Origin of the sequence: Stutzerimonas stutzeri, assembly GCF_000219605.1 — a bacterium.
Taxonomy (GTDB): domain Bacteria; phylum Pseudomonadota; class Gammaproteobacteria; order Pseudomonadales; family Pseudomonadaceae; genus Stutzerimonas; species Stutzerimonas stutzeri.
This window is the reverse complement of sequence record NC_015740.1, coordinates 3,555,198-3,568,862: the sequence shown is the minus strand read 5'-3', so window position 1 is coordinate 3,568,862 and position 13,665 is coordinate 3,555,198. Positions and strand designations below refer to the sequence as shown.

Here is a 13,665-nt window from a genome sequence, read left to right as displayed (position 1 = left end):
CTGCAGCGGCTTCGGGACCTTGGGTAGAATTCACGTTTTGTTCTCAACAGGAAGGTCAGATGACCTCGTCGTACAGCGCACGCAGTCGCGCAATCGAACCTTTCCACGTCATGGCGCTGTTGGAGCGGGCCAATCAGCTCCAAGTTCAAGGCCACGACGTCATTCACCTGGAAATCGGCGAGCCGGACTTCACCACCGCCGCGCCCATCGTCGCCGCGGGACAGGCCGCGCTAGCGGCCGGGCACACCCGCTACACCTCCGCCCGTGGCCTGCCACAGCTGCGCGAGGCGATTGCCGGCTTCTATGCCCAACGCTATCGATTAAGCATTGACCCCGAACGGATCCTGATTACTCCCGGCGGCTCCGGTGCGCTGCTGCTGGCCTCCAGCCTGCTGGTGGATCCGGGCAAGCACTGGCTGCTGGCCGATCCGGGTTATCCGTGCAACCGGCACTTCCTGCGACTGGTGGAAGGCGCCGCGCAGCTCGTGCCGGTCGGCCCCGAGATGCGCTATCAGCTGACCCCTGAACTGGTCGAGCGCTATTGGGATCGCGACAGCGTTGGCGCGTTGGTGGCATCGCCGGCCAACCCCACCGGGACGCTGCTCGAGCGGCCCGAACTGGCCGCCCTTTCGGCGGCGCTGAAGGAGCGCGGCGGCCACTTGGTGGTCGACGAGATCTATCACGGGCTGACCTACGGCACGGATGCGGCCAGCGTGCTGGAAGTCGATGACGAGGCCTTCGTGCTCAACAGCTTTTCCAAGTACTTCGGCATGACCGGCTGGCGCCTGGGCTGGCTGGTGGCACCGCCGGCGGCCGTGCCCGAGCTGGAAAAGCTGGCACAGAACCTATACATCAGCGCGCCAAGCATGGCCCAGCACGCGGCGCTGGCCTGTTTCGAGCCGGCGACGCTGGAGATCCTCGAGGCGCGTCGCGGCGAGTTTGCCCGGCGTCGGGACTTCCTGCTGCCAGCCCTGCGCGAGCTGGGCTTCGGCATCGCGGTCGAGCCGCAGGGAGCCTTCTATCTGTATGCAGACATCAGCGCCTTCGGCGGCGACGCCTATGGGTTCTGCCAGCACATGCTGGAAACGGAGTACGTCGCCATCACGCCGGGACTGGACTTTGGCCGTCACCAGGCCGGCCATCATGTGCGCTTCGCCTACACGCAGGATCTGCCGCGCCTGGAACAGGCCGTCGAGCGCATCGCCTGCGGCCTGCGTAGCTGGCGACCCTGATGCGCTTCGCGCAACCGCTGGAGCGGGGCCGTCTGGTCAGGCGCTACAAGCGCTTTCTCGCCGATATCGTCACCGACGAGGGCGAGGCGATGTGCATCCACTGTCCCAACACCGGCTCGATGCTCAACTGCATGAGCGAGGGCGCGCGGGTGTGGTTCCAGCGCAGCAGCGATCCTCGACGCAAGCTGCCCGGCACCTGGGAGCTGGTGGAGACGCCGCAGGGGCGATTGGCCTGCGTGAACACCGCGCGCGCCAATCCTCTGGTCGAGGAAGCATTGCTGGGCGGACAGATCGCCGAGCTGGCCGGCTTCTCGGCGCTCAAGCGCGAAGTGGCCTATGGCGTGGAGAACAGTCGCGTGGACTTTCGCCTCGAGTTCGACGGCGGGCCGGCCTACGTTGAGGTCAAGAGCGTCACCCTGGGGTTCGCCGACACAGCAGTGGCGGCGTTCCCTGATGCCGTGACGCTGCGCGGTGCACGGCATCTGCGCGAACTGGCGGCGCTGGCGCGCGCCGGGGTGCGCGCGGTGCAGCTGTACTGCGTCAATCTGAGCGGCGTGGACGCGGTCCGTCCGGCCGAGGAGATCGATCCGGGTTACGCCGCTGCGCTGCGCGACGCGGTGGCGGCAGGTGTCGAGGTGCTTGCCTACGGGGTCGAGCTGTCCCCCGTGGAGCTTCGGGTCGGCGCACGTTTGCCGGTGTTGCTCTGAAGGTCGGCAGCCGGGACGTGGAAAAAAATTCTATCCGGCCGGGAACAAAGTGCCTTTCGTCTGGCCTCAACGTGGCTGGAAACCACATCCATCATGCACGGGCAGGCTCTGCTCCGCCGCTTGAGCCGGCGTCAAGATGCGCTCCTGCCTGTTTCGATGGGACCTGCGGCGACACCGCGCACGCGTGCGTGATGCCGTGGCTAGAACCATTTTCGGACGTTCGCGCTGGCCGCGAACGTCGTCGATGAGGCGACAAAGAATGCGAATCCTCGTTTGCGGTGCTGGTGGCCAAGTTGGTCGTGAGCTGGTGGAGCGGGCGTCACGTTTCGGACTGGATGTGCTGGCCCCGGCGCGGGCACAGCTGGACATCGCCAAGCCTGAGCAAGTGGCCGACGCGATGCGTCAGCGTCCCGAGCTGATCATCAACGCGGCCGCCTATACCCATGTGGATAATGCCGAGTCCCATGGCGAGCAGGCGTATGCGGTCAATCGCGACGGTCCGCGTCACCTGGCCGAGGCTGCCAAGCACGCGGGTGTTCCGCTGTTTCACATTTCCACCGACTACGTGTTCTCGGGCAAAGCCACCCGGCCTTATACCGAAAGCGACGAGACCGGTCCGACCGGCGTCTACGGCGCGAGTAAACTGGCCGGTGAAGAGGCGATCCGCAGCTGTCTGCCGGCTCATCTGATCCTGCGCACCAGCTGGGTGTATGGCGTACATGGGCATAACTTCGTCAAGACCATGCTGCGCCTGGCGCGCCAGCGTGATGCGCTGGGTGTGGTGAGCGACCAGATCGGCTGTCCGACTCAGGCCGGCAGCATCGCCTCGGTGCTGCTCGAGCTGGCCCGGCGCTATGCGGACGGTGCGGAACTCGCCTGGGGCGTCTACCACTACAGCGGCGCGCCTGCCTGCTCCTGGTACGACTTCGCCGTCGAAATCTTCCGTCAAGGTGAAGCGGCCGGGCTGATCGCCAGGCAGCCCGAGGTATCGCCGATCATGACGGCGCAATATCCGACGCCGGCCAGGCGACCGGCCTGGTCCGTGCTCGATTGCAGTCGATTCGAGGCAGCGTTCGGTCTTGCCCCGCACCGCTGGCAGGAAGACCTGGCCGATGTGCTGGCAATTCTGCGCCAGCAGGAGGCAAATGCGGTCAAGCGGGAGCGGACCTTCCGCGCCTGACCCGGTGGCGGTACTCGGACCGCCGGTGCGATCTCCCTGCCCAGCGTGTATTCTTGCGCCCCCCGCGCCAAGGCGTGGCCTGACGTTCGGCTCTCGGAGGGCACATGGTAGTGGTATTGGCGATCCTGCCGATCTTCGGTCTGATCACGCTTGGATATCTGTTCGGTTGGCGTCAGTGGCTAACCAATGAAGGTGCTGCCGGGCTGGCCAGCGTCACCTTCAAGCTGTTCATGCCAGCGGTGTTGTTCACCGGTATCGCGCGCGCCGAGCTGAGCGATGGCATGTCGCCGATGCTCCTGCTGGGCTATTTCGTGCCGGTGCTGCTGGTTTTCCTGTTGGTCAACCTGGCCGCTCACCGCCGCGCCGGGCGGGCCACGCCGCTTGGTCTCACGGCCGCCTACTCGAACAATGTGCTGGTCGGCATCCCGCTGGTGACGACGCTGCTCGGCGCCGAGAGCCTGGTATACGTGTTCGCCATCCTGGTGTTCCACAGCCTGGTGTTGTTTTCGCTGCAGAGCTTCTATGCGGCGCTCGGTGATGGCGACAAGGTCAGTGTTCCAGCGTTGTTGAAGAACCTGGCCAACCCGCTGATCGTCGGCCTGCTGCTGGGGGCTCTGCTGAATCTCTCCGGCCTGGAACTACCCGAGCCGCTCTGGCGAATCGCCGGTTGGCTGGCGCAGGCGGCGCTGCCCTGCGCGCTGATGGTGCTGGGCATCAGTCTGTCGCGTTATCGGCTGCGGCCAAGCGCTTCGGTACTGCTGCTGACCCTAATCAAGCTGGCGCTGTTCCCGGCCCTTGTCTGGTGGCTGAGCGGTATGCTGCCGGGGCTGAATCAGGATGCGCGAAACGTGCTGGTGCTGCTTGCCGCCTGCCCCAGCGGGGTCAATGTGCTGGCCTTCGTGAAACATTCCGACGACACCCGCGCGGTCAGCTCGACGGTCTTCCTTTCCACCGTGGCGGCGGCGGTCAGCCTGCCGCTCTGGATGCTGCTGGCCGCAGGCTGACGGCGCCGTCCCCGTCTACCCCGGTCGGATTTCGTCGAACGGCCTGGAGCCAGGGCTGTCACAAAATCACAGACTTGGAAAAACGGGAGAGAACGGCATGCTGAAATTCATTGGCGGAACCGCGGGCATCATCTTCATCATCGGCCTGATCGTGGTGATCGGGATCTTCAAGCTGCTGTTCTGACGGGACGGGGCTTTAAAAGGGCTGCTCGGCGCGTGCCGGGCGGCCCTTTTTTTCGTTTACTTGCTACCGCCCTGTTCCTGGCTTCCGCTAGCCATGATGTCCTCAAGGCGCAGGCCAGTCAGGCCGTGGATGGTGCGCCAGAGATAGAAGAAGATCGCCATCATCATCAGCATGCTGGGAATGGCGATCATCGGATAGCTGAGCAGCGTCATGCGGCCCAGTTCGGCATTGAACGCCTCGCTGCCTGCCGGGCTGTTGACGATCCACTTGGCCAGCACGTAGTTCATGAAGGACGAGAAGAAGAAGGTGCCGCTGAGCAGGTAGGTAGCCCGCAACAGGCGTGTCTCGAAGTGTTCGGTCTGGCCGTTGCGCTCGAGCTGTTCGTGGATCTTGTCCACGTTGAGTACCTTGGGGTTGTACAGCAGCGTGCGGATGAGCGGGTAGCGGGTGCGCGTGGAGGCCAGTACCGCGATCCCGATGATGCCCGGCACCGCCGCTTCCTTGATCGCCAGCCACTGGGTGTCCAGCTGCAGCAGGCCGATGCCGCCGGTCAGTAGCACGCTGATCAGGCCGAGCAGTGCGATCCAGTTGAACTTGCGATATCTGGCCAGCTCCCAGAGCCCCCAGCCCAGCGGGAAGGCCAGGGCGAGCAGCAGGGCACCGTCGGCGCCGAGGCGGTCTTCGCCGCTGAGTTTCATCAGGATCAGCGAGGGGATCAGGATACTGACGGCCAGGTCGATCAGCGGGCGCGGTTTATGTTCGGCGCGGGTATGGGCAGTTTCGGTCATGACATCGGATAGGTCGGAAGAGGGCTGCATGATCGCCTGTGTGGCGCGTCTTCGCCAGACCATCTTGGTCGATATGGGGTGTCGTAGTGTTTCCCGATCCGCCGTCGGCTCAACGGATCGGCGCTTCGCGGCGTCGATTGCGCCACTGGTCGAATTCGAAGACCAGCACGACCACCATGGCCAGGGCGAACGGCAGCAGCAGATAGAAGCCGCGAAAGACGATCAGTGCCGCCAGCACGTCGACCTTGGGCACCTCCGGCAATGCCGAAAGGAACGTCAGCTCCAGCACGCCAAGCCCTCCGGGTGCGTGGGACAGCAGCGCGAGCGAGAAGGACGCGAGAAACACCCCGAGCACCGTGAGATAACCCGGATTGTGTTCGGCCGGTAGCGCGAAATAGATGATCGCCGCCGCACAGAGCAGTTCCAGCGGGCCGGCCAGCAGCTGCCGACCGACGATCGGCAGGCGCGGATACTGAATGTGCCATTTGCCCAGCCGCCAGGGCGGCAACTGGCGCCACGCACCGAAAACGTAGAGTGCGATCAGCGCCAGCAGCCCGCAGCCGATGGCCAGGGACACCCAACCGGCGCTGTGGACCAGGCGATCGAGCAGCTGAGGCTTGAGGATCAGCACGACGCCGGCTGCCAGCAGCGTGCCGAGGGTGAAGGTCAGCGAACAGAAGACGATCAGAATGCCGATTTCCTGCGGCGTCAGGCCCTTGCTGCGATACGCCCGATAGCGCACCAGCGCGCCGGAGAACACCGACGCGCCAATGTTGTGCGCCAGCGCATAGGTGGTGAACGAGCAGAGCGCGATGAACCACCAAGAAATCGTCTTGCCCAGATGGGCCATGGCAATGCGGTCATACCAGGCCAGCGCGACATAAGCGCCCAGCGTCGACAGTGCCGCGAGCAGCCAGCCCCGGGCGCCGATGGCTCGCAGGCTGTCGGCCAGCTCGGTCAGCGAGATATTGCGAACCTCGTGGTACAGCAAGTAGCCGGACAGCAGCACAGCCGAGACCCCAACGAGGGTCCAGGCGACATCGCTCTTCTTCATCATCGGCGGGTCATCATCCCATGGCTCCTTCGGACGAAACGGCGCGCGCTCGGATGGGCGTATCGAGGCCTTGGCCGTTTCTTCGACTCGTCCAGTAATCGGCAGCGGCCGGCCAGTTTTGTTCAGTTTCCGACCACTGGGCCTTGTTTCCGGCAACGTCCCCCGCCCCAGCTTGTCGATTGCAGACCTGGCTACTGGAGAACGGCATGACTGACATTCCTCGCGATGATCATCTGGAAAGTTCGCTGGCGCTGCTGGGCGAAGGTTATCCCTTCATCCGCGATCGCTGCCAGCGCCTGCACAGCAATGTTTTTCAGGCGCGTCTGCTGATGCAGAACACCATCTGCCTGAGCGGGGAGCAGGCGGCGCGCCTGTTCTATGACGAGCGCCACTTTCAGCGCGCGCAGGCGATGCCGCGGATGCTGAAGAAGACGCTGCTCGGACAGGGTGGCGTCCAGGGGCTCGATGGCGAGGCGCATCGCCATCGCAAACGCATGTTCCTGCAGCTGCTGGACGCCGCGGCTGTCGACGAGCTGGTCGGCCTGACCGAGCGGAGCTGGCGTCAGGCGATCGGCCAATGGCAGGCACAGGGCGAAGTCCAGCTGCTCGGTGAAGTGCAGATGCTGCTCACCGACAGTGTCTGCCGCTGGGCTGGAGTGCCGTTGCCATCCGCCGAGCGTGAGCTGCGCCGTGACCAGCTGGCGCAGATGATCGACGGCGCGGGCGGCATCGGACCCCGGCACCTGGCGGCGCGCAAGGCTCGTCGCGAGGCCGAGGCCTGGACGCAGCACCTGATCGAGCAGGTGCGTGCCGGTGAGCTGCAGGGCGACCCGACCCGGGCACTCATGGTCGTGGCGCATCACCGGGACCTGGACGGCAAACCGCTGGACAGCCGTATCGCGGCGGTCGAGCTGCTCAATCTGTTGCGCCCGACGGTTGCGGTGGCCTACTTCATCACTTACGCCGCCCTTGAGTTGCTGGCGCATCCGCACTGGTGCGAACGGTTGCGCGCCGAGGACGAACTGCTCGAGCCTTTCGCCCAGGAGGTGCGCCGGCTGCACGCGTTCTTCCCGTTCACGGCCGCGCGGGTGCGGGAAGGCTTCGATTGGCAGGGCCATCACTTCCCGGCCGGCACGCGCGTGATGCTGGACCTCTGGGGCACCAATCGCGAGGCGAGTCGCTGGACTGACCCCGAGGCCTTTCAGCCGGAACGCTTCGTTGACTGGGCGGGCGATGCCTTCAGTTTCGTGACTCAGGGTGGTGGCGATCCCGCGCAGGGGCATCGCTGCCCGGGCGAGCGGCTGGCGATCGAACTGCTCAAGCTCGCGCTACGTATGCTGACTCGGGAGATGGACTATGCAGTGCCGGCACAGGACCTGCGGATCGACCTGTCGCGGATGCCGGCGAAACCGGAAAGCGGGCTGCTGATCAGCGATGTGAGGCCGCGGGCGTCCTGATCCTGAGCCGCCGGCACGTCATCATTCGGCGTGCTCGGCCTGCTTGACGCGAACCCAGTGGTCGATCAGCTCGCGCAGATGGGACAGCTCCACCGGCTTGGCCATGTGACCGTCCATGCCGGCCTCTCGGGCACGTTCGCGGTGCTCGCTGAGGATATGCGCGGTGAGCGCGACCACCGGGGTACGCGGCCGGGCATTGTGCGCTTCCCACTCGCGCAACTGGTGCGTGGCCTGGAAACCGTCGAGCACCGGCATCTCACAATCCATCAGCACCAGGTCGTACGGCTGAGCCTTGATCGCCTCCAGCGCTTCCTCGCCGTTGCAGGCAGTATCCGGTTGCAGGTTGAGCTTGTTCAGCATGCCGCGGATGACCTTGGTGGAAATGCTGTTGTCCTCGGCAACCAGGATGCGGAAGTCACTGGGGACCTCCAGCGGAGGCAAGGGCTGCGCTGTGGGGCTCGGCCGGTGCTGGCTGCCTGCCTGGCGTTGCGCGAGTTCGTCGGCCAGAGTGGTCTTGAGGGTGTAGCCGGCCACCGGTTTGGCCAGGATGCGCTTGATCCCGGCATTGCGGGCGATGATCTTGCTCGGCGCGCTACTCATGCCGGTGAGCATGATCAGCAGAATGTCGTGGTTGAGGCTGGAGTCCTCCTTGATCTTGCTCGCCAGCTGCATGCCGGTCATTCCCGGCATGTCCTGGTCGAGCAGGACCACGTCGAAGTACTCCTTCAGGTGGGCTTTGGTCCGTAGCAGGGCCAGCGCTTCCTTGCCCGAGGCGACCGCGCTCACATCCAGGCCCCAGCCGCTGCACTGCTGCAGCAGTACCTTGCGGCAGGTGTCGTTGTCGTCGACGATCAGCAGGCGCGTGCCCTGCAGCGGGCCGTCCAGGTCCGCGTTGTTCTGTGCCAGACCCTCGCCGGCCAGGGGCAGGCTGATCCACAGCGTATTGCCTTGGCTGGCCCCGGTCTGGATGCCGAAGTCGCCATCCATCAGCTGGACCAGCTGGCGCGCGATGATCAGGCCGAGCCGCCCGCCATGCCGCGTCGCCGCGAGGAAGTCATGGCTGTCTACCGCGGCGTTGAGCAGCGCGTCGCGCTCGTAGGCCTCCAGCGGACGGCCGCTGTCCTGGACGGTGATGCGCAGTCGCGGACTCTCCGTCGGCCCGTCGACCGCCGCGATCAGCAGCACCTCGCCTTCGTCGGTCTGCTTGAAGGCATTCTCCAGCAGGTTCAGCAGGGTCTGCCGCAGGCGGGTCGGGTCACCGGTGACCACTTGCGGCAACTGCGGCTGGATAAAGCTGATCAGCTCGACCTTCTGCTGCTCGGCCTTGGCGCGGAAGATGCTCAGGCAGTCCTCGATCAAGGCATTGAAGTCGAACTGCACCTCGTCCAGTTCGATCTGGCCGGACTCCAGCTTGGAGATATCGAGGATTTCGTTGATCAGGTTGAGCAACTCGTTGCCGGAGCTGTGAATCGTCTGGACGTAGTCGCGTTGCTTGGCCGACAGCGAGGTGCCCAGCAGCAATTCGCTCATGCCCAGCACGCCGTTCATGGGCGTACGCAGCTCATGGCTGATCTTCGACAGGAAATCGGCCTTGGTCTTCAGCTCGGCAGTGCTGACTGCCGCAGCGGTGTACTGGCTGCGGCTGTCCGACTGCCGTTGCCGCTGCCGTTCGAGCAGGGCGAAGCTGAGCAGCAGCCCCGCCAGCGTCGCGAGACTGAAGAGCCCGCCAGTGAGCCAGCCCGGATCGAGCTGATCGAAGCCCAGCAGCATTGGCATGAAGAACACCATCCCGAGCGCGAACAGCGTCGTCCCGGCTACCACCAGGCGGGCCGGTTTGTAGCCTTGCCGCCAGTGATAACTCGCCACGGCCAGCACGCTGCACGCCGCCGCCAGCACCAGCGAGTAGATCAGCCAGCTGTACCAGGGCCATTGAGCAAGCAGGATGCTGGCGGCCAGCGCCAGCACCAGGTTGAGTTCGATGCCCAGCAGCCAGGTGATCCAGGTGCGCCCGCGCTGATTGAAGAAGCCCAGCGTGTAGCCGAGCAGGGCGCAGCTCGCGGCCAGGGCCGAGAAATCGGCGATCAGCGGCTGGCTGTAGGTCAACCAAGGCAGCCATATGGCCAGCACGCCGAGGTTGGCCGTGGCGCAGCTCAGCAGCGCACCGTGCAGCAGGCTGAGCCAGATATGGGTGCAGCTGAGGGTGTAGGCGAAGCGCAGCAGGTTGTAGAGCGCCAGCAGCGCGAGCGCGCCGAACAGCGCACCGAACAGATAGGCCGGCTTGTTCTGGTTCACCAGTCCCGCTTCGTCGATGGTCTTGAACCAGGTCATCAGTGGGTGACTGGACTGCAGGCGGATGTAGGCCTCACGTGGCTGGCCATCGTTGGGCAGGCTGAACAGGTAGGCGCGGCTGGGCAGAGGACGCTCGCTGATCGGGCGCATGTCGCCGGTCGCTGTGTGGCGCTCCAGTCGGCCGTCGCGCAGCAGATAGAAGTCCAGATACTGCGCGCGTGGTGCGAACATCCAGAGCCACTTGGGCTTGGTCAGTGGCGGCAGGCTGACCTGCAGCCAGACCGCCCGATCGCTGGCCGGTGCGCTGTAGAAAAGTTTGTCCAGGCGCTGGAACAGCGCGCGCTGGGAAACCACTTCATCCAGCGTGAGGCCGCCGGACTGGTCGATCAGCAGGCGCCAGTTCTGTGGTACGGAATCAGCGGAAAGCGTGGCGGAGGCCGGCGAAGGGGCAATGGAAGCCTGGGCCGACAGCGGGATCAGGTTGATCAGCAGCAGGCCGAAGATGACAGCTATGGCAATCCGGAGCCGACCCACTAGAGAAGTCCGTTCATGAGTGTGACGGCGGATTATAGCCATGCCGCAGCCGGCCTGTAATGCGTGCGACGGCGATAAAACCTGGCGCCGCACGCATTCCTGATGACAGGCTGAGCTTAACCCTCGCCGCGCTCGCGGGTGATGGCGCGGTAGCCGATGTCCTTGCGGTAGAAACAGCCATTCCAGCGGATCTTTTCCGCCAGGCGGTAGGCCTGCTGCTGTGCCTCGGACACGCTACGGCCGATAGCGGTGGCACAGAGTACGCGGCCGCCGGCAGTGACTACCTGACCCTCGGCATTCAAAGCGGTGCCCGCGTGGAACACCTTGCCATCCAGCTTGGCTGCTTCGTCCAGTCCCTCGATCACGTCGCCCTTGGCATAGTCGCCCGGGTAGCCGCCGGCAGCCAGTACCACACCGACGGTCGGTCGCGGATCCCAGGTCGCCTCGACCTTGTTCAGCGCCTTGGCCAGCGCGGCCTCGACCAGCAGCACCAGGCTGGACTCCAGGCGGCACATGATTGGCTGGGTTTCCGGGTCGCCGAAGCGGCAGTTGAACTCGATGACCTTAGGCTTGCCGGCCTTGTCGATCATCAGCCCGGCATAAAGGAAGCCGGTGTAGACGTTGCCTTCGGCGGCCATGCCGCGCACGGTCGGGTAGATCACCTCATCCATCACGCGCTGGTGTACCTCGGCAGTGACCACCGGAGCCGGCGAATAGGCGCCCATGCCGCCGGTATTCGGGCCGCTGTCGCCGTCGCCGACGCGCTTGTGGTCCTGGCTGGTGGCCATCGGCAGCACGTGCTCGCCGTCGACCATGACGATGAAGCTGGCCTCTTCGCCATCGAGGAACTCCTCGATCACCACCCGCGCCCCGGCGTCGCCGAAGGCATTGCCGGAGAGCATGTCACGCACGGCGTCCTCGGCTTCGGCCAGGGTCATGGCGACGATCACACCCTTGCCGGCCGCCAGGCCGTCGGCCTTGATAACGATCGGTGCGCCCTTTTCGCGCAGATAGGCCAGCGCCGGTTCGACTTCGGTGAAGTTCTGATAGTCGGCGGTCGGAATGGCGTGACGCGCCAGGAAATCCTTGGTGAAGGCCTTGGAGCCTTCCAGCTGCGCGGCGGCAGCGGTGGGGCCGAAGATGTCCAGCCCGCGCGAGCGGAACAGGTCGACCACGCCTTTGACCAGCGGCGCTTCCGGTCCGACGATGGTCAGCTGCACGTTGGCCGCGGCAAAGTCCGCCAGTTGCTCGATGGCCAGCACGTCGATGGCGACGTTCTCGCACTTGGCTTCAGTGGCGGTGCCTGCGTTGCCGGGGGCTACGTATACCTTGGCAACGCGTGGGTCCTGCGCGACCTTCCAGGCCAGGGCATGCTCGCGGCCGCCGCTACCGATGATCAGTACGTTCATTTCTCTCTCCCAATGGAGGCGGGCCGGTAGCCCGCTTGGTGGATAAGCAAAGCGTTATCCACCCTACGAATACCGAGGTCGCGATCGGGCTGGTAGATGCAAGGCGCCCGACTCTTCACCCAGCGGAGTTGCCTTCTGGCAATGAGCATGGGGGAAGAGTCGGGCAACACCGCAGATCCCTGTCCGAGTGCGGCCGAGTTTAGTGGCGGAAGTGGCGCATGCCGGTGAACACCATGGCAATACCGGCTTCGTCGGCCGCGGCGATCACTTCGTTGTCGCGCATCGAGCCACCCGGCTGGATCACTGCGGTGATGCCGGCCTTGGCTGCGTTGTCGATGCCGTCGCGGAACGGGAAGAAGGCATCGGAAGCCATGACCGCGCCCTGCACCTGCAGACCGGCGTGTTCGGCCTTGATCGCGGCGATGCGCGCGGAGTTGACGCGGCTCATCTGGCCGGCGCCGACACCGACGGTCTGGCGGTTCTTGGCGTAGACGATGGCGTTGGACTTGACGAACTTGGCCACTTTCCAGGCGAAGATCAGGTCGTGGATCTCCTGCTCGGTCGGTGCGCGCTGGGTGACGATCTTGAGGTCCGCCTCGGTGATCATGCCGATGTCACGGCTCTGGATCAGCAGGCCGCCGTTGACGCGCTTGTAGTCCCAGCCCGGACTGCGCTCGGCCGGCCACTCGCCGCATTCGAGCAGTCGGACGTTGGCCTTGCTGGCGACCACATCGCGGGCTGCCTGGGAAACCTTGGGCGCGATGATCACCTCGACGAATTGACGCTCGACGATGGCCTGGGCGGTTTCGCCGTCCAGCTCGCGGTTGAAGGCGATGATGCCGCCGAAGGCCGACTCGCTGTCGGTGGCGTAGGCCAGGTCATAGGCCTTGCGGATGCCGCCTTCGTTTTCCGGTACGACGGCGACGCCACAGGGGTTGGCATGCTTGACGATCACACAGGCCGGCTTGGTGAAGCTCTTCACGCACTCCAGCGCGGCGTCGGTGTCGGCCACGTTGTTGAACGACAGCTCCTTGCCCTGCAGCTGCCTGGCGGTGGCGACGCAGGCTTCGTCCGGCTTCTCGACGTAGAAGGCGGCCTGCTGGTGCGGGTTCTCACCGTAGCGCATGTCCTGCGCCTTGATGAACTGCATGTTGTAGGTGCGCGGGAACAGGCTGCGGTTGTCGGTGCTGAGCTGCTCGGTGCTCTGGTCGATGCCGCCGAGGTAGTTGGCGATCATGCCGTCATAGCCGGCGGTGTGTTCGAACGCCTTGAGCGCCAGGTCGAAGCGTTGGGCATAGGTCAGCCCGCCGTTCTTCAGGTTGTCGACCACTGCCGCGTAGTCCTCGGCGTTGACCACGATGGCGACATCCTTGTGGTTCTTCGCCGCGCTGCGGACCATGGTCGGGCCGCCGATATCGATATTCTCGATGGCGTCCGGCAGGGTGCAACCGGGCTTGGCCACGGTGGCGGCGAACGGGTAGAGGTTGACCGCCACCAGATCAATCGGCGCGATGCCGTGCTCGGCCATGACCGCACCGTCCAGATCACGACGGCCGAGGATGCCGCCGTGGATCTTCGGATGCAGGGTCTTCACCCGGCCATCCATCATTTCCGGGAAGCCGGTGTAGTCGGCGACCTCGATGGCGGCGATGCCATTCTCGCGCAGCAGCTTGAAGGTGCCACCGGTGGACAGGATCTCGACGCCAAGGGCTTCGAGTTCACGGGCGAAGTCGACGACGCCGGTCTTGTCGGACACGCTGATCAGCGCGCGGCGCACGGGAAGGCGGGTGGTTTGGTCGGTCATTGACGGTTCCTAGAGGCTACAGG

Annotated in this window: 11 protein-coding genes; 6 read left to right on the top strand and 5 right to left on the bottom strand. The window is 65.0% G+C overall.

Going from position 1 to position 13,665, the window contains the following annotated elements; translation table 11 throughout:
• Positions 1-59 precede the first annotated feature (59 nt).
• The 5 genes from PSTAB_RS16550 to PSTAB_RS22180 all read left to right on the top strand — a co-directional run bounded on the left by PSTAB_RS16550 (position 60) and on the right by PSTAB_RS22180 (position 4,307).
• On the top strand, positions 60-1,232 hold the full coding sequence (locus tag PSTAB_RS16550) for a pyridoxal phosphate-dependent aminotransferase (RefSeq protein ID WP_013983857.1): 1,173 nt from the start codon (positions 60-62) through the stop codon (positions 1,230-1,232).
• Positions 1,232-1,939: a DNA/RNA nuclease SfsA gene (sfsA, locus tag PSTAB_RS16545; protein WP_013983856.1), complete on the top strand. Its 708-nt coding sequence runs from the start codon at positions 1,232-1,234 to the stop codon at positions 1,937-1,939. Before PSTAB_RS16550 ends, sfsA begins: the two co-directional genes overlap by 1 nt.
• Before the next feature lie 259 nt (positions 1,940-2,198).
• The gene (gene rfbD, locus PSTAB_RS16540) at positions 2,199-3,119 is read left to right on the top strand and encodes a dTDP-4-dehydrorhamnose reductase (RefSeq protein WP_013983855.1); all 921 of its coding nucleotides are present in this window, start codon (positions 2,199-2,201) and stop codon (positions 3,117-3,119) included.
• A gap of 104 nt (positions 3,120-3,223) precedes the next feature.
• Positions 3,224-4,123 carry an AEC family transporter gene (locus PSTAB_RS16535; RefSeq protein ID WP_013983854.1) on the top strand — a complete coding sequence of 300 codons (900 nt, stop codon included), beginning with the start codon at positions 3,224-3,226 and terminating at the stop codon, positions 4,121-4,123.
• Between the two features lie 97 nt (positions 4,124-4,220).
• Positions 4,221-4,307, top strand: a complete 87-nt coding sequence (locus PSTAB_RS22180; protein WP_443977743.1) for a small membrane protein YohP — start codon at positions 4,221-4,223, stop codon at positions 4,305-4,307.
• A 56-nt stretch (positions 4,308-4,363) separates the two neighbouring features.
• Here the strand turns inward: PSTAB_RS22180 and PSTAB_RS16530 are convergent, their stop codons facing one another.
• A complete protein-coding gene (locus PSTAB_RS16530; RefSeq protein WP_285590059.1) occupies positions 4,364-5,095 on the bottom strand; it encodes a VC0807 family protein in 732 nt (243 codons plus the stop codon).
• A gap of 109 nt (positions 5,096-5,204) precedes the next feature.
• Positions 5,205-6,152: a lysylphosphatidylglycerol synthase transmembrane domain-containing protein gene (locus tag PSTAB_RS16525; RefSeq protein WP_013983852.1), complete on the bottom strand. Its 948-nt coding sequence runs from the start codon at positions 6,150-6,152 to the stop codon at positions 5,205-5,207.
• Positions 6,153-6,355: 203 nt separating this feature from the next.
• On the opposite strand from PSTAB_RS16525, the gene PSTAB_RS16520 reads away from it, so the two are divergent.
• Positions 6,356-7,606, top strand: a complete 1,251-nt coding sequence (locus PSTAB_RS16520; protein WP_013983851.1) for a cytochrome P450 — start codon at positions 6,356-6,358, stop codon at positions 7,604-7,606.
• Between the two features lie 21 nt (positions 7,607-7,627).
• On the opposite strand, the gene PSTAB_RS16515 is transcribed toward PSTAB_RS16520, so the two are convergent.
• The 3 genes from PSTAB_RS16515 to purH all read right to left on the bottom strand — a co-directional run bounded on the left by PSTAB_RS16515 (position 7,628) and on the right by purH (position 13,642).
• Positions 7,628-10,429, bottom strand: a complete 2,802-nt coding sequence (locus PSTAB_RS16515) for a hybrid sensor histidine kinase/response regulator (protein ID WP_013983850.1) — start codon at positions 10,427-10,429, stop codon at positions 7,628-7,630.
• A gap of 116 nt (positions 10,430-10,545) precedes the next feature.
• On the bottom strand, positions 10,546-11,838 hold the full coding sequence (gene purD / locus PSTAB_RS16510; protein WP_013983849.1) for a phosphoribosylamine--glycine ligase: 1,293 nt from the start codon (positions 11,836-11,838) through the stop codon (positions 10,546-10,548).
• Between the two features lie 199 nt (positions 11,839-12,037).
• Positions 12,038-13,642 carry a bifunctional phosphoribosylaminoimidazolecarboxamide formyltransferase/IMP cyclohydrolase gene (gene purH, locus PSTAB_RS16505; protein ID WP_011914342.1) on the bottom strand — a complete coding sequence of 535 codons (1,605 nt, stop codon included), beginning with the start codon at positions 13,640-13,642 and terminating at the stop codon, positions 12,038-12,040.
• Between the last annotated feature and the right edge of the window lie 23 nt (positions 13,643-13,665).